General features: G+C 33.7%; 21 protein-coding genes. 3 read left to right on the forward strand and 18 right to left on the reverse strand.

Features of this window, described 5'->3' with window-relative positions; all coding sequences use genetic code 11:
* Positions 1-5: 5 nt before the first annotated feature.
* Positions 6-242: a hypothetical protein gene (locus F6P99_RS03240; RefSeq protein WP_152285993.1), complete on the reverse strand. Its 237-nt coding sequence runs from the start codon at positions 240-242 to the stop codon at positions 6-8.
* Between the two features lie 223 nt (positions 243-465).
* Here F6P99_RS03240 and nrdG point away from each other — a divergent pair, with 223 nt between their 5' ends.
* Together nrdG and nrdD are read left to right on the forward strand one after the other, a co-directional pair.
* Positions 466-915, forward strand: a complete 450-nt coding sequence (gene nrdG / locus F6P99_RS03245; protein WP_152285994.1) for an anaerobic ribonucleoside-triphosphate reductase activating protein — start codon at positions 466-468, stop codon at positions 913-915.
* A gap of 4 nt (positions 916-919) precedes the next feature.
* Entirely contained in the window at positions 920-2,707 is a 1,788-nt protein-coding gene (gene nrdD / locus F6P99_RS03250; protein ID WP_152285995.1) for an anaerobic ribonucleoside-triphosphate reductase, read from the forward strand.
* 67 nt (positions 2,708-2,774) lie between these two features.
* Here nrdD and F6P99_RS03255 read toward each other — a convergent pair whose 3' ends face one another.
* The 5 genes from F6P99_RS03255 to F6P99_RS03275 form a co-directional block, all read right to left on the reverse strand.
* Positions 2,775-4,124, reverse strand: coding sequence for a T9SS type A sorting domain-containing protein (locus tag F6P99_RS03255; protein WP_193315980.1), 1,350 nt, complete (start codon positions 4,122-4,124; stop codon positions 2,775-2,777).
* Between the two features lie 127 nt (positions 4,125-4,251).
* Positions 4,252-5,271: a T9SS type A sorting domain-containing protein gene (locus tag F6P99_RS03260; protein ID WP_152285997.1), complete on the reverse strand. Its 1,020-nt coding sequence runs from the start codon at positions 5,269-5,271 to the stop codon at positions 4,252-4,254.
* Positions 5,272-5,605: 334 nt separating this feature from the next.
* Positions 5,606-6,397, reverse strand: a complete 792-nt coding sequence (locus F6P99_RS03265) for a T9SS type A sorting domain-containing protein (protein ID WP_152285998.1) — start codon at positions 6,395-6,397, stop codon at positions 5,606-5,608.
* A 152-nt stretch (positions 6,398-6,549) separates the two neighbouring features.
* Complete coding sequence (locus F6P99_RS03270; protein WP_152285999.1) at positions 6,550-6,738, reverse strand: hypothetical protein; 189 nt, start codon at positions 6,736-6,738, stop codon at positions 6,550-6,552.
* 137 nt (positions 6,739-6,875) lie between these two features.
* The gene (locus tag F6P99_RS03275) at positions 6,876-7,334 is read right to left on the reverse strand and encodes an RrF2 family transcriptional regulator (protein WP_152286000.1); all 459 of its coding nucleotides are present in this window, start codon (positions 7,332-7,334) and stop codon (positions 6,876-6,878) included.
* A 118-nt stretch (positions 7,335-7,452) separates the two neighbouring features.
* On the opposite strand from F6P99_RS03275, the gene F6P99_RS03280 reads away from it, so the two are divergent.
* The gene (locus F6P99_RS03280; RefSeq protein ID WP_152286001.1) at positions 7,453-8,085 is read left to right on the forward strand and encodes a Crp/Fnr family transcriptional regulator; all 633 of its coding nucleotides are present in this window, start codon (positions 7,453-7,455) and stop codon (positions 8,083-8,085) included.
* A gap of 29 nt (positions 8,086-8,114) precedes the next feature.
* On the opposite strand, the gene F6P99_RS03285 is transcribed toward F6P99_RS03280, so the two are convergent.
* The 12 genes from F6P99_RS03285 to porW form a co-directional block, all read right to left on the reverse strand.
* A complete protein-coding gene (locus F6P99_RS03285) occupies positions 8,115-8,624 on the reverse strand; it encodes a hypothetical protein (RefSeq protein ID WP_152286002.1) in 510 nt (169 codons plus the stop codon).
* A 12-nt stretch (positions 8,625-8,636) separates the two neighbouring features.
* Complete coding sequence (locus tag F6P99_RS03290; RefSeq protein WP_152286003.1) at positions 8,637-9,086, reverse strand: DUF2846 domain-containing protein; 450 nt, start codon at positions 9,084-9,086, stop codon at positions 8,637-8,639.
* Positions 9,087-9,422: 336 nt separating this feature from the next.
* Complete coding sequence (gene atpG / locus F6P99_RS03295; protein WP_152286004.1) at positions 9,423-10,283, reverse strand: ATP synthase F1 subunit gamma; 861 nt, start codon at positions 10,281-10,283, stop codon at positions 9,423-9,425.
* A 103-nt stretch (positions 10,284-10,386) separates the two neighbouring features.
* The gene (gene atpA, locus F6P99_RS03300; protein WP_152286005.1) at positions 10,387-11,967 is read right to left on the reverse strand and encodes a F0F1 ATP synthase subunit alpha; all 1,581 of its coding nucleotides are present in this window, start codon (positions 11,965-11,967) and stop codon (positions 10,387-10,389) included.
* A gap of 22 nt (positions 11,968-11,989) precedes the next feature.
* Positions 11,990-12,547 carry an ATP synthase F1 subunit delta gene (atpH, locus tag F6P99_RS03305; RefSeq protein WP_152286006.1) on the reverse strand — a complete coding sequence of 186 codons (558 nt, stop codon included), beginning with the start codon at positions 12,545-12,547 and terminating at the stop codon, positions 11,990-11,992.
* A gap of 7 nt (positions 12,548-12,554) precedes the next feature.
* Positions 12,555-13,055, reverse strand: a complete 501-nt coding sequence (locus F6P99_RS03310; protein ID WP_152286007.1) for a F0F1 ATP synthase subunit B — start codon at positions 13,053-13,055, stop codon at positions 12,555-12,557.
* 81 nt (positions 13,056-13,136) lie between these two features.
* The gene (gene atpE, locus F6P99_RS03315) at positions 13,137-13,328 is read right to left on the reverse strand and encodes an ATP synthase F0 subunit C (protein ID WP_139957468.1); all 192 of its coding nucleotides are present in this window, start codon (positions 13,326-13,328) and stop codon (positions 13,137-13,139) included.
* A 33-nt stretch (positions 13,329-13,361) separates the two neighbouring features.
* Positions 13,362-14,474 carry a F0F1 ATP synthase subunit A gene (atpB, locus tag F6P99_RS03320; RefSeq protein ID WP_152286008.1) on the reverse strand — a complete coding sequence of 371 codons (1,113 nt, stop codon included), beginning with the start codon at positions 14,472-14,474 and terminating at the stop codon, positions 13,362-13,364.
* A gap of 108 nt (positions 14,475-14,582) precedes the next feature.
* Positions 14,583-14,987: a hypothetical protein gene (locus F6P99_RS03325; RefSeq protein ID WP_152286009.1), complete on the reverse strand. Its 405-nt coding sequence runs from the start codon at positions 14,985-14,987 to the stop codon at positions 14,583-14,585.
* A complete protein-coding gene (locus F6P99_RS13530; protein WP_152286010.1) occupies positions 14,980-15,204 on the reverse strand; it encodes an AtpZ/AtpI family protein in 225 nt (74 codons plus the stop codon). The genes F6P99_RS03325 and F6P99_RS13530 overlap by 8 nt, the downstream gene beginning before the upstream one ends.
* On the reverse strand, positions 15,170-15,574 hold the full coding sequence (locus F6P99_RS03335; protein ID WP_152286011.1) for a bactofilin family protein: 405 nt from the start codon (positions 15,572-15,574) through the stop codon (positions 15,170-15,172). The genes F6P99_RS13530 and F6P99_RS03335 overlap by 35 nt, the downstream gene beginning before the upstream one ends.
* Before the next feature lie 15 nt (positions 15,575-15,589).
* A complete protein-coding gene (gene porW / locus F6P99_RS03340) occupies positions 15,590-17,824 on the reverse strand; it encodes a type IX secretion system periplasmic lipoprotein PorW/SprE (RefSeq protein ID WP_152286012.1) in 2,235 nt (744 codons plus the stop codon).
* Positions 17,825-17,930: the final 106 nt, after the last annotated feature.

Below are 17,930 nucleotides of genomic sequence, written 5' to 3' on the forward strand. Positions count from 1 at the left end.
ATCGATTAGTTTTTTGAAGCGTTAAACCCAGCGACCATTGCCAATAATTTGATACTTTTTATCATATTCAATTTTTCTTGCAAGGCATCTTCTTGTTTTGATGTTTCTGTATCGGTAACTAAAATCAATACATCTTTGTTTTCAGCAGGAATAACTTCACAACCTTCAAGCTGAGACAGTGTATTGTACAACTCCATTTTTTGACCCTGATACGGGTGGGCTAGATAACTTTTGATTGGCATAATTATGTTTTTAAGTAAAGTATAAAGTACCTGCTAAAAAGCAGTTAAACAAATGACAATTATCATGTTTTGAACATGTTGACATTTCGATTCCTTTTAAAGTTAGAAAAAATCTTTTGTTTATAACATTCTTAATAACTCATAAAACCCAATTTATTTTCTATCTAAATAAATAATTACTTTTATAAAAGATAAATTAGTCCTTTATTATAATTCTATTACAATGTACTATTATGATTTCCAAATTGTACTTCAAGAAGTACCTGGCGAAATAAGTTTATGCTTCTCTATTTGTGGTTGTAAATTGCAATGCAGAGGCTGTCACTCTTCTCATTTATGGAAAGAATCTAATGGGAAAATTCTTTTGATCAATCACTATTTAGACCTCTTAAACAGCTATAAAGACTATGCTTCATGTGTGTTATTTATGGGAGGTGAATGGCACGAAAAAGAACTGATAGAATTGTTGAAAATTGCCAAATTCAAAAATTACAAAACCTGCTTGTACACTGGAGAAGAACGTATTTCAACAGAAATAACAAATGAGCTAACCTTTTTAAAAACGGGTAAATGGCGACCAGAATTAGGGGGACTTGATTCTGAAAATACGAATCAAAAATTTATAGCAGTAAAAGAAAAAAAAAATCTCAATTATTTATTCTCAAAAAACTAACAATATGATACGACTTACGGATGAACAGGTAAACAAAAAAATTAAATTTATTGACAATTACATTGATTCTTCAAATGCTGCAGATGGATCTAAAGTAGATGCAAATGCAAATGTCACCTCTAAAAATATCGCAACTATGGAGGCTGAACTCAACAAAGACATCAACATACAAGTCAATAGAGCTTTAGTAAAACGTAAGATTGAAGATCTTTTTGGTATCGAAACTGCTAATGAATACATCAGACAAATAGAGTCTCATGAAATTTATGTGCATGATGAAACTTCATTAAAACCTTACTGTGTATCCATTAGTATGTATCCGTTTTTATTCGATGGATTGACAAAATTAGGAGGAGAAAGCTTGGCTCCACAACACCTAGAAAGTTTTTGCGGTGAATTTGTAAATTTAGTTTTTGCAATCAGTTCGCAATTTGCAGGCGCATTGGCTACGGTCGAATTTTTAATGTATTTCGATCATTTTGCCGCAAGAGACTATGGAAAAGATTACCTAGAAACCAACACCGATATTATCGCCAATCACTTGCAACATGTTGTTTATGCAATCAACCAACCTGCTGCTGCTCGTGGTTATCAATCAGTTTTTTGGAATATTTCTTTGTATGATGAAGCCTATTTTAATAGTATGTTCGGCGATTTTGTCTTTCCAGACATGAAAAAACCACAATGGGAAAGCGTAAAAAAATTACAAGAGTTTTTTATGAAATGGTTCAACAAAGAACGAACAAAAGCCATCTTAACTTTTCCGGTGGTTACGGCAGCCATGCTTACAAAGAAAGGAAAACCAGTTGACAATACTTTTACCGAAATGTGTGCACAAGAGTTGAGCGAAGGCAATTCATTTTTTATATACCAATCTGAAAACGCGGATAGTTTGGCCTCGTGTTGCCGTTTGAGAAACGAAATTAGCGACAATACGTTTAGCTATTCATTGGGTGCAGGAGGTGTAGCAACAGGGTCGATAAATGTGATTACCTTAAACATGAATCGTTTGGTACAAAACAACTCAAATATCGTTGAAGAAGTTCAAAAAATTCACAAATACCAAGTAGCGTACCGAACCTTAATTGAGGAATACAAAACAGCAGGGTTGCTTCCTGTATATCAGGCAGGATTTATTTCACTAGACAAACAGTTTTTAACCATCGGAATTAACGGTATGGTTGAAGCTGCCGAAAGTCAAGGCTACAAAGCTGGAAACAATGCCGATTATAAGAACTTTGTAAATTTCTACTTGAAAGAAATATTTGAAGAAAATAAAAAAGCAAAAGAAACCTATGGATATCTCTTCAATACTGAATTTGTACCTGCAGAAAATTTAGGCGTTAAAAATGCCAAATGGGATCGTGAAGACGGATTGAAAGTAAGTCGAGACTGTTACAATTCCTATTTTTATGCCGTCGAAGATGAAAGCACCAATACCCTAGATAAAATAATTTTACACGGTAACGAAATCATAAAATACCTAGATGGAGGTTCTGCATTGCACTTAAATTTAGAAGAAGCTCCTTCAAAAGAAGGCTTTATAAAATTGATACATGCAACTGCAAAAGCTGGTTGTAATTATTTCTGTTTTAATATAAAAATTACGGTTTGTAGAGATTGTCATCATATCGACAAAGAAACCAAGTATTCCTGTGAAAAATGCCAATCACAAAATATTGACCATGCCACGCGAGTAATTGGCTATTTAAAAAAAGTAGCCAGTTTTAGTTCTGACAGACAAAAAGAACACAATCTACGTCACTACCACAAAAAATCAATTGGAATTTGATTTTAAGGAAAAAGTAAAAGCCTCATGATAGTATCATGAGGCTTTTATATAAATAAAATAATTCTAATTATTTTTTCACAAATTTTGAAGTAGCAGCCCCGTTAGAAGAGTTTACTTTCACAACATAAATTCCGCTTTTCAAACTAGATACATTTACAGATCCATTTACAACTGAAGTCGAAATCACAGTTTTACCAACTAAGTCTAAAACTTGAACTGATTCGATTGTTTCATTTGTAGTAATCGTTAGTTCATCAATTACTGGATTTGGATAAATCGCAAAATCGAAAGCATTGATATCTTTTACTCCAACGGTTGATGCCAAAACCAAATAACCATTTGCATCCAAAGCAACTTCCTCACCGGCATCTGCTCCCCCAACTAAAGTAATGGCTGAAAGTTGGTCAGCTAATAAAGCTCCATCTCCACTCCCAAATTTAATATTACTAGGGTTAGCTCCCGAAAAATCATAACCAGTGATATTTAAAGCTGAAGTAGCCTTCCATGCTGTACCATTAGAAGCATCAAAATACGCATGTTTTCCACTTGCAACTGTTATATTTACAATTGTTTCTTCAAAAAGTCTTAATTCACCATAATCGTTCATGCTTTCATTAAAAGTCATGTTTGTAGTTGAATAATTAAAACATTGATGTCTCAACAAAGAAAATCCGTCTTCATTATTAAACTCCATTGTAAATGTTTTACGATTCCCCTCGCTAGTTGCGCTTTGAGAGGTAACAACTCCATCGAACACCGGATTTCCATTTGAACCCGCATTAACATGCAAAACAACACCATTGTTAAAAAGCTTCAAATTCTGAACCGCGTTGGCATCAAATCCGGTTTCAAAACTAGTAGTTCCAGAACCATCTAAATTGATACTTCTATTCGTTCCGTCTTGTGTAAACGTACCTGATAAATCCATTGTTCCATCATTATCAATATAGACATCTCCCTCTAAAGCAACATCACCTGTTAAATTAAACGTATTCGTTGCCACCTGGTTTTTAATATAGGAACGACCAGCAGCGCTATTTAATACGGTGATGTTAACATCCATATTTAATGTATTCGTACCTGTAGACTCAAAGCTGACAGTAGAAGTATTGTTGTTAGTCGCTGAAGTAAACGTAGTATTTACATCTATTGTTATGTTCTCAGTACCAGCATCTGGGTTTATCGTAACACTTCCTGAAGTTATTATCAAGTTTTTAATTGTAAAATCTTCATCAACAACATTCGTTGCAACATCCGAGGTTTGCACAAGATCAGTAGAAACCGGCTTCACTCCTGTGTCCCAGTTATCGTTATCAGACCAAAGGCCTGTAGAATTTCCATTGTCGAAAACATTTTGCCCAAAAGAGACTAGCGTAACCAACAACATACACATCACAAAAAAGTAGTTTTTTTTCATAAATAATAAGGTTTTAAGAATACGTAATCGGTATAGAAACATTTTTTCTATACTCAAAAAAACAAAATCACAAACCTTTAAATTTTATTTAAAGGTTTGTTATAAAGATAAAATAATTTTTTACAAATTAATTTTTTACAAATTTAGAAGTAGCTGATCCTTTAGAAGAATTTACTTTCACAACATAAATTCCGCTTTTCAAACCAGAAACATTCACTGATCCATTTACAGCTGAAGTTGAAATAACAGTTTTACCTACTAAGTCTAAAACTTGAACAGATTCGATAGTTTCATCTGTAGATATAGACAACTCTTCGTTTACTGGATTTGGATAAATTGCAAAATCAAAAGCGTTAATGTTTTTTGTTGACAATGATGAATCATCAGAAACAGCTACCGTTAAGCTATTCAATCTTTGTTCTGTAATTCCACGCTGAGAAGCAGCATAAGTCCAAGTCCAAAAATAGATTCCACTCCCTGTTGTAGCAGCAGCATATAATTCAGGGTCTATACCTGTAACGGTTACCGGAGCAGCTCCGTCAACACTTAAAGACATTGTAGATGATGTATTATCAGCACCGATAGCCAATTCAATTACCAATTGGTAAGGAGAACCAAAAGCTGCAGTAGTAGTTGTTGAAATAGGAGTACCTATATTAGAACTACCATTAGAGCCATTTCCGTTTCCACCATCATTATCAGACTGACTTTTCAATGTTAACACCGTGTTATCCGCAGAATCAATATCTAATACAATACCTTCACGATCGTGATAATCAGTCGTATTGTTATTGCTCTTAAATCCAAAAAATGAAATCGCCAATGTATTTGTAGGCGCAACAAAATTGGCTCCTCCAACTTCGTAACTAAATGATGCAGTGATAAATTTCCCATCTGAAGTTCCAGAAATAGGATTAAGTAATAAAAGTCTTCTCCAATTTGCACCATTAATGATCTGGTCATTGGCATTGGCTGTATAATTCGCATCTCCAGCCCATTCTGTAAGGCTATTCACTGCAAGTCCGTCAGTATAACCTTCTCCATCAGTAAAGTTTGAAGAAAAAATGGTTTGAGCTTGCAATGTAGCACCTGTTACTAAAGAAAAAGTAGCAGCAAAAAATAATTTTTTAAGTAATTGTGTTTTCATATTTAAGTTTATTTAAAGTTATACACACAAAAATACAGCACAGCGTAAAAGTTGCTTAAACTAAAAATACCTAATAGTTACACTATTTTACCTTTATATTTTTTAACATACTTATTTTCAGCCACCTGAGACAAACACAAGCGTTTGTCAAATTAATTTCAAGAAACAACATACTTGCAAAGCTAGTTTTTCATATTTCAAAAGCCAAAAATTGATTTTTTAATTAAGTGCTTTTCTATGAAGATTTCATTTTAGATATATTTAGACAAAAGAAAATCCTCATGAATAATCATGAGGATTTTTATTAGTCATAAACCGAAGTAAAACTCCTTGTTTATTTTTTTACAAATTTAGAAGTTGCAGAACCTTTAGACGCATTTACTTTCACCACATAAATTCCACTTTTCAAACCAGATACATTTACAGATCCATTCACAGCAGATGATGAAATAACAGTTTTTCCAACCAAATCCAAAACTTGAACCGATTCAATAGTCTCCTCCGTAGAGATTGTCAATTCATCATTTACTGGATTTGGATAGATACCAAAGTCAAATGCATCGATGTTATTAACAGATGCCGTTGAAGAATCAGATAATAATATATTATCAACATATATATGCTCCCCATCCGTTACTTCAGAATTATCACTTTTTCTAAATATTACTTGCCAGTTACTAAGATCAGTATTTAACCAATTTGCGGCATCAATCTCAAAATCATATGTCGTAAACTCCCCGTCACCATCAGTTGTAATCGCGACATCAATTGCATTAAACCATGCTCCATCATTGACTAATCTACCTCTAACACGAAATTGATTCACCTGAGAAGATCGGTTGCTAATCTTAATCTGAAAGAATTTATATTTTGTACCATCAAAATCAGGTCTTGTGTCAGACGGAGAATACATTACTATATTTTTGGCTGTTGCGGCATATGTAATATCCAATGCTCCATTTGGATTATTCGCAAAAGTCGAATTCCATGTTGCTGAAGTTCCACCTAACCATCCTTCCCATGAATTTCCATCAAAACTGTATTCGATATTTTGAGAAAAAACTGAAGTTGAAAAAAACACCGATAAAGTAAAAATAATTGAATTAAAAAGTAAATTTGTTTTCATAATAGATTGTGTATAAGTTAGTACAACGAATTTAGCTTGTGCTAACAGAATATTTTAAACTAATTATACCTCCCAACAACACTATTTTACCCATAGTTATTTTAGGAATCGAAATCTTGATATGGGTTAAGTAAATTATCCATTGTTGTATTTTATCCTTGTTCTCTGTTCTTATTATCTAACCTAAGTACGTGGATAATTCTAAACACAGCGAATAATGACAATACTATTAATAATAATAAGCCATCAGTATACGATAATACATCGTGCTTATCAGATGTGTTTGCAAATCCTGAAACGGTACTAAAAAGTATGAAAACAAATGAAAGTGTAAATCGCATAATAGATATTTTATCTGGTTATTGTTTAACAAAAATATCTACTAGAGGAGCAAACTTAAGAGAAAACTAGACCATATGGCATTTTCTATCGATGAAATGACAAAAACTGACGATGGATGAAAAAAGGTGTCAGACGGTCAATCGAGTTTTAACGCATCATAGTCTTTCAAGGAAAGTACCTTATTCGTATCTATGATTTCTGAAGTAAAGCGAGCAATTGATTTATCCCTAAAATCGGATAGTATTTTATTTTTAAAGGGTGCTGCAATATAATGAACCGGACATGGATTCGCATCCTCACATTTAGAAAGTCCTAAAAAGCATTGATTAAATTTCTTTACTCCGTCTATGTTTTCTACAATATCCCAAATAGAATTTTCACGATTTTCATCGCTCAAATAAAAACCACCGTTTGGACCTTTGGTTGAAGAAACCAATTTATTTTTAGTCAATTGCTGTAATAATTTTGCCAAAAAAGGCTGCGGAGTTTCTAACTCTTCTGCAATCTTTTTAACCCCAATTTTATTCGTCTTATCAGAATAAATTGACAGGTACAATATAGAACGAATCGCGTATTTACAGGCGTTTGATAACATGGGATAGAAATTTATATACAAAGATACAAAAAAAAGATATTTTTATCTTGAATTATAGATTTGCGACAATTATATTTCAAATGGATATTGAGTATCTTTACGATTAAAATTAACTCTCATGAATAATGAATTGGCATTTCACTACGACGGTATTTTAGAAACAGAATTACTGAAAGAAATATCTGAAATAGGAAGGATTAAAAATATAGAAGCTGGGGAAAAATTAATTGAAATTGGCAATCAAATAAATTTTATGCCTTTGCTATTAGAGGGTGCCATAAAAATAATGAGAGAAGATGAAAAAGGAGAAGATTTGATTCTTTATTATCTAGAACGTGGTGATACCTGTGCATTGACATTGAATTGTTGTCTAGGCAATGCAAAAAGCGAAATAAGAGCTATTGCTGAGATCCAAACTAAAGTAATCATGATTCCTATAAACAAAATGGAAGAATGGATGGGCAAATACAAAACATGGCAAAATTTTATTTTACAAAGCTACCAATCGAGAATGAAAGAAATGCTCGAGGCTATTGACACTATAGCATTTTTAAATATGGATGCTCGTTTATTAAAACACCTCAAAGACAAAGCAATGGTGAACGGAGATGATGTTATCAGAACCACACATCAAGAACTTGCTATGGATTTGCATACTTCAAGAGTTGTAGTTTCTCGTCTTCTCAAAAAACTGGAAAAAGAAAATAAAATCAAACTCAACCGAAACACGATTGCTGTATTAGAACTTTAAGAGGATACTTAATTATTGATCTAAACTACTTACTTAAATCTATACCCAGCATGTAATCCAAAAATTGGAGAAGCTCCATGGTAACCTGTTGCAAAACTTATCCCCATCACTCCTCTTAGCACCAACGGAATACCCTCAAAACGATATCCGAAACCTACATCCCACAATATAGCCGAACCTTTGTAAGAATCCCTATCAGGAAAAGTAGTTAATAATTTGGGATTCGTAATTTCCTTGTAACCGAATAAAACATCCATATCAAGAAAAAAACGAGAACCAAATCTAATATTTGGTCCTAAATAATAAGCGTTAAATCCATCTCCAAAACCTGCAGATACTTTTACACCCAAAGCTCCTTCGTGCATTTTCAACGCATCATATACACCATGAACTCCAAATCCGTAAACCGAATCCGAAAAATCGTACTCGTCAGGTCCATTTGTGATAACACCCGCATACAAGGTGAGTTTTTCACTATTATCATATTGTCCATAGGTTAGATTTACAAGTAATACAATAAGTGTTAGGAATTTTTTCATAATAATTATAGATTAATTTTGATATGCACTTAGTAATAATTTTAGTTTAGTCATCTCTTTTTGAGCCTGCTCTTCTTCAATATTTGTAAGTGTTGGTCTGTTTCCATTCAATCCCAAGCGCTCGTCCTGACGAATAAAATAATGTTCATTTTCTTTAACATCAAGCTCTATAACCGCAGAGCTCTCTGCTGAAAAAGCAGCAAAAGAATAAGTTCCAGGTTTTAGCTCCCATCTAAAAAAAGTTCCTGGACCTGTACCTCCGGCATCCAATCCATTTATTTTAATCTTTGTAGAAAGGGCCGCTGCAAACATTCTATTTGGTCTATACAAATATACAACCCCTTTATCAGATACTTTTGTATATTCTTTCGCTTTAGCACTTGCTTCATCAGTTGCATTTGACGTTGATGCACAACCAACCAAAAACAAAACCACTGCCATATTTAAAATCGTTTTCATCATAGATTTCTTTTCAATTATTAATAGTAACCGATAACAAAATATAAACAAATCAACTTTATTGAATAAAAAAACAAGTTCAAATCGACATATTTGAATTTGAACTGTAAATATAAAAAGGTGAATTGAAAACAAAAAGCGACAACTTTCGTTATCGCCTTTTTATACTATATTTTAAGCTTCGCTACGTTTAATTATTCAACGCTCCGAATTGTGAATTTAACTTCGCTTCGCTACGTTTACTTATTCAACGCTTCTCAATTGTGAATTTAACTTCGATTCGCTACGTTTAATTATTCAACGCTTCTGAATTGTGAATTTAACTTCGCTTCACTACGTTTAATTATTCAACGCTTCCGCACCTCCAACAATTTCTAAAATTTCGTTGGTAATTGCAGCTTGACGTGCTTTGTTATACGTTAACAACAAATCATTTCTCAAATCATTCGCATTGTCCGTTGCTTTGTGCATTGCCGTCATACGTGCACCATGCTCAGAAGCAAATGAATCACGTAAAGCTTTGAATAATTGTGTTTTCAAAGATTTAGGAATTAAAGCCGAAATAATTTCTTCTTTTTGTGGTTCGAAAATGTAATCAGCAGAAACATTTGCATCAGATTCTACTGGTTTGATTGGCAAAAATTGCTCAACCTGTACAAGTTGTGTTGCAGCATTTTTGAAACTATTGTAAATCACTTCAATCTTATCGTAAGACCCAGCTACAAAAAGTTCCATCAAGCTATCAGCAACCTTAGCGACATTCTCAAAAGTCAACGCATCGAAAATTTCACTTTTATTATCAATAACAGCAAAATCTCTTTTTAAAATGTCATTTCCTTTTTTTCCAATTGTCAACAAATCAACTTGTTTTCCTTGGTATTGTTCAGCAACAACCTTTTGAGTTTCTTTTATGATATTAGAGTTAAACCCTCCACATAAACCTCTATTAGATGTAATCACAACTAATAAAACTTTAGAAACCGATCTTTGCTCAGAATACACGCCACCAGCATCTGCATCTAATGTTGCACTTAAGTTTTGCAACAACTCAGTTAACTTGTTAGAATAAGGACGCATAGCTGTAATAGCATCTTGCGCTTTTTTCAACTTAGCAGCAGAAACCATCTTCATAGCGCTCGTGATTTTCATCGTAGAACCTATTGAGGTAATTCTGTTTCTAATTTCTTTTAAGTTTGCCATTTTCTATTTGGTATTTTGTTAGGTGCATCTCAAATCACACTAACTAAAAGTTAAGTGTAGTCTAATTTATAATGGATTAAACTACACCAATATACTTTTTAAATTATGATGCAAATTTAGCTGAAATCTCAGCTGCAGCTGCTTCTAAAACATCTAAAGATGCTTGTTCTAATTTACCTGATTTCAAAGAATCTAACGTATCTCTATGCTTTGCATTTAAGTAAGCGATAAAATCAGCTTCGAATTCTTTTACTTTTTCTACAGGAACATCCTTCAACAAGTTTTTAGAACCTGCATAAATAATCGCAACTTGATCTTCTACAGTATAAGGATCATTTTGAGCTTGTTTCAAAATTTCAACATTACGTTGTCCTTTTGAAATTACATTCATTGTAGCAGCATCCAAATCAGAACCAAACTTTGCGAAAGCCTCTAACTCACGGTATTGTGCTTGATCTAATTTTAACGTACCTGATACCTTTTTCATAGATTTGATCTGTGCAGAACCTCCTACACGAGATACAGAAATACCAACATTAATTGCTGGACGAACACCAGAGTTGAATAAATCAGACTCTAAGAAAATTTGTCCATCAGTAATAGAAATTACGTTTGTTGGAATATAAGCAGATACATCTCCAGCTTGCGTTTCAATAATTGGCAACGCAGTTAAAGAACCTCCACCTTTGATTTTACCAACCAATGAAGGTGGTACATCATTCATTTTTTGAGCAATAGCATCGTTGTTGATTACTTTTGCAGCACGCTCTAATAATCTAGAGTGCAAGAAGAATACATCCCCTGGGTAAGCCTCACGTCCCGGTGGTCTTCTTAATAACAAAGATACCTCACGGTAAGCAACTGCTTGTTTAGATAAATCATCATAAACAATCAAAGCTGGTCTACCAGTATCTCTAAAGTACTCACCAATTGCAGCACCTGCAAATGGAGCATATACCTGCATTGGAGCAGGATCAGAAGCACTTGCCGCAACTACAGTAGTATAAGCTAATGCACCTTTTTCTTCTAATAAGTTTACGATCCCTGCAACTGTTGATGCTTTCTGTCCGATTGCAACATAGATACAGTATACTGGTTCACCAGCATCGTAAAATTCTTTTTGATTCAAGATCGTATCTAAAGCTACAGTAGATTTTCCTGTTTGACGGTCACCAATGATTAACTCACGTTGTCCACGTCCTACAGGAATCATTGCGTCGACAGATTTGATACCTGTTTGCAATGGCTCAGTTACTGGCTCTCTAAAAATAACTCCAGGCGCTTTACGCTCTAATGGCATTTCAAAAGTTTCACCTTCGATTGGTCCTTTACCATCGATAGGATTTCCTAAAGTATCAACAACACGACCAACGATACCCTCACCTACATTTAAAGATGCAATACGCTCAGTACGTTTTACTGTTGACCCTTCAACAACTGAAGTAGAAGGTCCTAAAAGTACAACCCCTACGTTATCTTCTTCCAAGTTCAATACAATACCTTCTAAACCTGATTCGAATTGAACCAACTCACCATACTGTACGTTAGATAAACCGTATACACGTGCAATACCATCTCCAACTTGTAAAACTGTCCCAACTTCACTTAATGAAGCAGAAGCCTCAAAGTTTGTAAGTTGCTCTTTTAAAATTGCTGAAACTTCAGCTGCTTTAATTTGTGCCATCTTGAATTATTTTGATGTATAATTAAATTTTTGCAACAAAATGACTGTTGTCAAATTGTCTTTTCAATTCGTTAAAATTATTTGAAATACTCGCATCGTATTGAATGTCTCCAACACGTAAGATAAATCCTCCTAAAATATCAGGATTTACTACATTTTCAACAGTAGCTTCGTGTCCAGTTAATTCTTTTATTTTCGCAAGTACTTTCTTGTTTAGTGCCGCTGTTAATGGAACAGCCGTTGTTACTTTTGCAACATCAATAAGTTTGTCATGGTCAAACAAAATTGTGAATTGCTTTGCAACTTGTACCAATAAAGGCAATCTTTTATTTTCTCCTAACAAACCAATTACTCCTAAAGAGATTTGGTCAATTGCTTCAGAAAAAATAGCATTCAAAGCTTTGATCTTATGATCAGTTTTGATTACTGGGCTATTCAACACAAGAGCCAATTCTTCGTTTTCAGAAATTGTTTGTGCAATCAATTGCATTGATTCGTTCACTTCAACTTCTTTCTTTGACTCTTTTGCAAGATTCAAAACTGCTTTTGCATATCTAAGTGCTGCTCTAGTTCCTTTCATCTCAGTATTAGTTTAAAGTAACGTCACCTAACATTTTGTCAACCAACTCTAATTGATCTTTCTTAGCAGACAATTCTTGTTTTACAACTTTCTCAGCAATGTCGATAGACAAATGAGCAACTTGTGTTTTTAAATCAGCAATTGCAGCTTGCTTTTCTACTTCAATAGCAGCTTTAGCAGCATCGATAATTCCAGTTGCTTGTTCTTGTGCATCTTCTTTTGCATCAGCAATGATTTTATCTTTCAATTCACGAGCTTCTTTTAACAAAGTATCTCTTTCAGCTCTTGCTTCTTTTAAAATTCTTTCGTTATCAGCATTTAAAGATTGCATTTCTTTTTTAGCTTCTTCAGCAGATTCTAATGCATTCTTAATACCTTCTTCTCTTTCGTTAACAGCTTCTAAAATTGGCTTCCATGCAAATTTCTTTAACAAAAGAACCAACGCTACGAATAATACTGACTGCCAGAAAAATAACCCTAATGAAAACTGTTCTATTAATTTTTCCATCGTATGTGTTTGTGTTTTTTAATTAATTTAAGGATAAACAATAGCTACAACCAACCGTTGTAGCTATTTGTTTGTTTTGTCTTATGCTGCGAATAAAGCTGCGAAACCGATACCCTCGATTAAGGCTGCTGCAATCAACATAGCAGTTTGAATCTTTCCTGATGCTTCTGGTTGACGAGCGATAGCGTCCATTGCTGAACCACCGATTCTACCAATTCCAACAGCTGCACCGATTACGATCAATCCTGCTCCAATGTAATTTAATCCTTCCATGATATATATATTTAATTATTAAACATTCAATTTTTAGTGATCACCATGCTCTTCTACCGCTGAACCGAAGTACAATGCAGATAACATAGTAAAAATATAAGCTTGTAGCGCTGCTACTAATAACTCTAATAATGATAAAGCAAATGCCAATCCGAAAGAAAGAGGACTACCAATCCAATTTTTAAAGATGAACATCATTCCAATAATACTCATCAATACAATATGTCCTGCAGTGATGTTCGCATATAAACGAATCATTAAAGAAAATGGCTTAATAATAGTACCCAACAATTCGATCGGAATTAATAAAATTTTCATCGGTGTTGGTACTCCTGGCATCCAGAAAATGTGACCCCAGTAATTTTTGTTTGCAGTAAAGGTTGTTAACAAATATGTAATCAACGCTAAAGAAAGAGTTACTGCTATATTATTAGTAACATTGATCCCTACCGGTGTCAAACCTAACAAGTTTACTATCCACACAAAGAAAAACACAGTCAACAAATAACTCATGTAATTTTTATATTTCTTGTGACCAATATTCGGAATCGCAATATCGTCTCTTACATATAAAATGATTGGCTCTAACAAGCGACCAAATCCTTTAGGCAAGACACTAGTCTTATAATTCTTTGCCATTCTTGTAAAAATCAAGAACATCAAAACCCCTACAACAAAAATAAAAACAACGTTTTTTGTTATTGAAAAATCAATCGGCTTTGCATTTACTGCATGATGGTGATCATCATAAGTAATGGTACCTTGAGCATCTGTTTTATAAATTTTTCCGTGATATAACTTGTAATGACTTCCGTTATTTTCAGCTACAGTAGCACCGTGGTGAAATTTTGATGAAGAAAACACATTCAAACCAGTTTCTGAATCAAATAAAATCACTGGTAAAGAAAAACCTACATGGTGTTCTTTCCCATGATCATCTTCATAAGAGAACAAACCAAAATCGTGGGAATCTTGTAAATGGTGATTGATAAATTCTTTGATTTCAACTTTCAAAGAAGAATCAGATTCTTCAGTTTTATGAGTATCGTGTTGCGCATGTGCATCTCCATGGTGTTGACCCATCGAAACAAGCGAAACTAAAAACAATAAAAACGTAATCTTTTTGATTAAAAAATCTCTTCGCATAATCTATGAAATAAACGTGTCTTAAAAACGGTGCAAAGATAGATTTTTAAATCTAACTGAAAAATTAATTTTCAGATTATTTTGGATCGTTCAAATATCCGAACTTAATTATTCTTTTTTTGTCGAATTTAGGATACGAATCACCTCGAAAGTCTCTAGGAATAAACAGAATAGATACGGAACAAAGAAAGACAAAAATTCGAGTCGAGATATCTCACCATCAGCTCTAAATTCTGGTGAGAAAAAAATAAAAAACACTGCAAATTTCAACAAGCTACCTGCCATAAATAAAAACCCCAACTGATCGTTGAATTTTCGTTTCAAAAACAGCAACGCTACAACTATAAATATTGCCAATATCACATTTGCAAAATAGCCTTGAATTAACATGTTAGCATAGGGTAAATAACCTAAATGAATTAAGACTTGCGTGTGTATGTAAAAAAAAACCGCTGATACTATAATGATTCGAAGTGAAAACAAGATGCTTTTTTTTAAAACCATATCAGTCATCTTGTATATTTTTTAACTGCAAGAGAATACTGTACATCGTCATTACAAATGCAAAAAGTATACATATAAGTGTGAGCGTTTTTTCGAAACCGAAATACGCATCTAGTTTTTTACCAAGATAAGCAGCAATATACATCGTTGCTCCTAATTGTATTCCAATCCCTATAAATCGAACAAACTTATTAAGCTGTTTGTTCTGTGGTTTTTTCAGCGCCATCTTTGCTTAATTCTTTAACCATTCCTTTCATGCTACAAGTTGCGTTGAATGATGCTCCTGGTTCCACAGTTAATTTACCTATAACCACTTCTCCTTGAATCATAGCTGTAGACTTTAAAGTCAACATATCACTTACTGAAATATTACCTGAAACTTCTCCTTCTATATCTGCGTTGGTACACTCAATCAAACCTTTTACAAGTCCATCTTTTCCAATGATCACTCTACCCTCGGCACGAATACTTCCTTCAACTGTACCATCAATTCGAAAGTCGCCTTCTGAGTGGATATCACCTACAATTGTTGTTTTTTTACCAATCACATTTCTTTCTAATACTGGAGCTTCTTTCATTTTTTTCTCTTTAAACATATTACAATGTACTTCTTATTTCAATTTTCTTAGTAATTCTTTGGCTTTTTTACCTTCATCTGTATTGGCATAATTCAATACTATATAATCCAATGCCTCTAAAAATGCTTTTTTACCTTTCACCTTCGCCAAAGCATAGGCCTTTAATAATTCTAACTTCGGAACAATCGGAGTTCCTTCAAAGGTACGTAACGCTTTCGAAATATCATAAACCGTCTGAAGGTAGTCCCCAGATTTATAGGTAAAGTAAATTTCTCTATACCGTCCTTCAGGTGTTTTGTTACTCTCATTGCTAACTAGTTCATCCGGATTCATAATCATGTCCGCAAACACTGAATTTGGAAAACGACGCACTACTATATTGCTATAATAGTCTGCTTTTTCTGTATTTCCCATTGCCTCATAGGTTCGAAATAAATGATAGTAGGTTCCTAAAACCAATTTGTCTTCTGGAAAAATTTCTAACAATGTTTCAAGTGTCTCGGCAGCCAATTCATATTCTTGAAACTGCTCTTTGTATATAAGTCCGAGCTGATAATAGGTACTACTTCTCAAATTCGAAATACTATCGATTTCTCTCAAGGTCGAGGGCAATTGATCGACATAATAGTTGACTTGATACTTTTCTGGCTCTGAACTATTCTCAGTAGATTTTTCTATTTCGCTATTAGAATTTGTTTGTCGCAATACAGTTTTATCAGATTGTCGCCAATTGTCAGAAAGGGTAATATTACCCCAGGTATTTCTAAATTCACTGGCACCAAAACTCACAGTTTCATCACTATAAAAATACCAATCTCCTTTTTTATTTTTAGGCTTGACGACTGCTTGAGCACTTGCCAAACCTGTATCTTCATATCGCTTTAAATCTTCTAAAAACTCGGCTTGTTCTTTTGCTTCTTTTTCTTGTTGTTTTAATTCAGCTATGTAATTTTCGAAATGTGCATTTTGCTCTTCTCTATCCATAGACAAAACATGCCAAATACTGTCGTTTCTTCGTATCACTTCTTCAAACACAAGTACGGACTCTAAACTTTGTTTTTTTCTGCGAAGTTTGCGAATTCTCTTCGTATCGAGATTTCCTGAAACCTGTAACACACTATCATAAAAACTACTAGCTTTTACGTATTCTGAATCATCAAAATAAATGTTTCCAGAAGCTTCATAGGACAAGCCTTTTTGATAGGGCTTTGCGTTTTTCGCATGAACGGATTTTTGATAGTTTGCCAAAGCCGCCTCTTTATCTCCTCGCTCCATTTCTAAAATCGCCAAGTGATAATACAATTCATCTAAATAAGGCCTATTTTCACGAACTTCAATCAATTTTTCTAAGCGAGGAATTACCTCAGACGATTTCCCGGCTAACTCGAAATTTTTTATCTGTTCAATTTCAGCATGAATCTTATACTTATATGGGGCTTTTCTATAATCTATCAAATCTTGAAAAGCCTGTTGCGAATTATTCAGACTATTTTCTTTACGATACAATTGACCTAAAATAAAAAGGTTTCTTGCTTTTGTTGTAGGATTTTTCGAAACCTCAACAGCATTTTGCAACGCATTAATTGTTTGATACGTGCTATCTATTTGATAAAATCCTAAAGCCATCGTTGTAAAAGCGTCTTCTAAAACTGCTTCCTCTAAATCCTCTTTTTCTACCAGCTCAAGCAACGAGTTGATTGCAGTTTCTTCATTTTGCATGCGAATATTTGTCTTCGCCTTCCAAACCGTTGTTTCATCAATCAAGCTGGCCTCTGGGTAATTTTTAATTACATAATTAAAAGCCTCCATTGCCGGAACAAAACGAGAAGTGTAATACCTAGATTTTCCTAATAACAAATAAGCATCATCGATTTTTTTGTTTTTTTCTTTTCCACCGATATTCATCGAATGCTTTTGAATCGCTTTTACCGCTTTTTCTTCGGCAAGTTCAAATGGTGTCAAACTTTTATTCTCTTCGTCTTCTTTTGCTTTTTTAGTTTTTCTAATTTTATAATCAGGTACGTCAATTTTCCCTTCTTCAATCGATATTGGCTCTATTGGTAATATTTCCCAATAGTTATCTCTATATTTTTCGTTGATTTCGTTCAATCCATTTTGGAAAGCAATCTCACCATTGTATAAAATATTATTTTGAGCTGTCATTGCATGATACCCTCTATTGATAAATGCATCTTTTTTGGTACTACAACCAAAAAGCAAAAAAGCCATGCTAACAACCAAGAAAAGAGAGTAATATTTTTTATTCAATACAAAAAGAAGTTTGGTACTCAGTTTTTTATAAAAGTCTAGAAAGACAATAACGCAAAATTACAAATAATATTATTAACCTTTTAAGAAGAAGTCAATAAGGCTA

This window comes from Flavicella marina (assembly GCF_009193215.1).
In the GTDB taxonomy this organism is placed as follows: Bacteria; Bacteroidota; Bacteroidia; order Flavobacteriales; family Flavobacteriaceae; genus Flavicella; species Flavicella marina.

What these genes read in the sequence shown, in the direction of transcription:
- F6P99_RS03290 (WP_152286003.1), bottom strand. Translation starts at nt 9,086, where the DNA reads ATGATGAAAACGATTTTAAATATGGCAGTGGTTTTGTTTTTGGTTGGT.
- F6P99_RS03270 (WP_152285999.1), bottom strand. Translation starts at nt 6,738, where the DNA reads ATGCGATTTACACTTTCATTTGTTTTCATACTTTTTAGTACCGTTTCA.
- nrdG (WP_152285994.1), top strand. Translation starts at nt 466, where the DNA reads ATGTACTATTATGATTTCCAAATTGTACTTCAAGAAGTACCTGGCGAA.
- nrdD (WP_152285995.1), top strand. Translation starts at nt 920, where the DNA reads ATGATACGACTTACGGATGAACAGGTAAACAAAAAAATTAAATTTATT.
- F6P99_RS03280 (WP_152286001.1), top strand. Translation starts at nt 7,453, where the DNA reads ATGAATAATGAATTGGCATTTCACTACGACGGTATTTTAGAAACAGAA.
- atpG (WP_152286004.1), bottom strand. Translation starts at nt 10,283, where the DNA reads ATGGCAAACTTAAAAGAAATTAGAAACAGAATTACCTCAATAGGTTCT.
- atpB (WP_152286008.1), bottom strand. Translation starts at nt 14,474, where the DNA reads ATGCGAAGAGATTTTTTAATCAAAAAGATTACGTTTTTATTGTTTTTA.
- F6P99_RS03310 (WP_152286007.1), bottom strand. Translation starts at nt 13,055, where the DNA reads ATGGAAAAATTAATAGAACAGTTTTCATTAGGGTTATTTTTCTGGCAG.
- F6P99_RS03255 (WP_193315980.1), bottom strand. Translation starts at nt 4,124, where the DNA reads ATGAAAAAAAACTACTTTTTTGTGATGTGTATGTTGTTGGTTACGCTA.
- F6P99_RS03335 (WP_152286011.1), bottom strand. Translation starts at nt 15,574, where the DNA reads ATGTTTAAAGAGAAAAAAATGAAAGAAGCTCCAGTATTAGAAAGAAAT.
- atpH (WP_152286006.1), bottom strand. Translation starts at nt 12,547, where the DNA reads ATGAAAGGAACTAGAGCAGCACTTAGATATGCAAAAGCAGTTTTGAAT.
- atpE (WP_139957468.1), bottom strand. Translation starts at nt 13,328, where the DNA reads ATGGAAGGATTAAATTACATTGGAGCAGGATTGATCGTAATCGGTGCA.
- F6P99_RS03240 (WP_152285993.1), bottom strand. Translation starts at nt 242, where the DNA reads ATGCCAATCAAAAGTTATCTAGCCCACCCGTATCAGGGTCAAAAAATG.
- atpA (WP_152286005.1), bottom strand. Translation starts at nt 11,967, where the DNA reads ATGGCACAAATTAAAGCAGCTGAAGTTTCAGCAATTTTAAAAGAGCAA.
- F6P99_RS03275 (WP_152286000.1), bottom strand. Translation starts at nt 7,334, where the DNA reads ATGTTATCAAACGCCTGTAAATACGCGATTCGTTCTATATTGTACCTG.
- F6P99_RS03265 (WP_152285998.1), bottom strand. Translation starts at nt 6,397, where the DNA reads ATGAAAACAAATTTACTTTTTAATTCAATTATTTTTACTTTATCGGTG.
- F6P99_RS13530 (WP_152286010.1), bottom strand. Translation starts at nt 15,204, where the DNA reads ATGGCGCTGAAAAAACCACAGAACAAACAGCTTAATAAGTTTGTTCGA.
- F6P99_RS03285 (WP_152286002.1), bottom strand. Translation starts at nt 8,624, where the DNA reads ATGAAAAAATTCCTAACACTTATTGTATTACTTGTAAATCTAACCTAT.
- F6P99_RS03260 (WP_152285997.1), bottom strand. Translation starts at nt 5,271, where the DNA reads ATGAAAACACAATTACTTAAAAAATTATTTTTTGCTGCTACTTTTTCT.
- F6P99_RS03325 (WP_152286009.1), bottom strand. Translation starts at nt 14,987, where the DNA reads ATGACTGATATGGTTTTAAAAAAAAGCATCTTGTTTTCACTTCGAATC.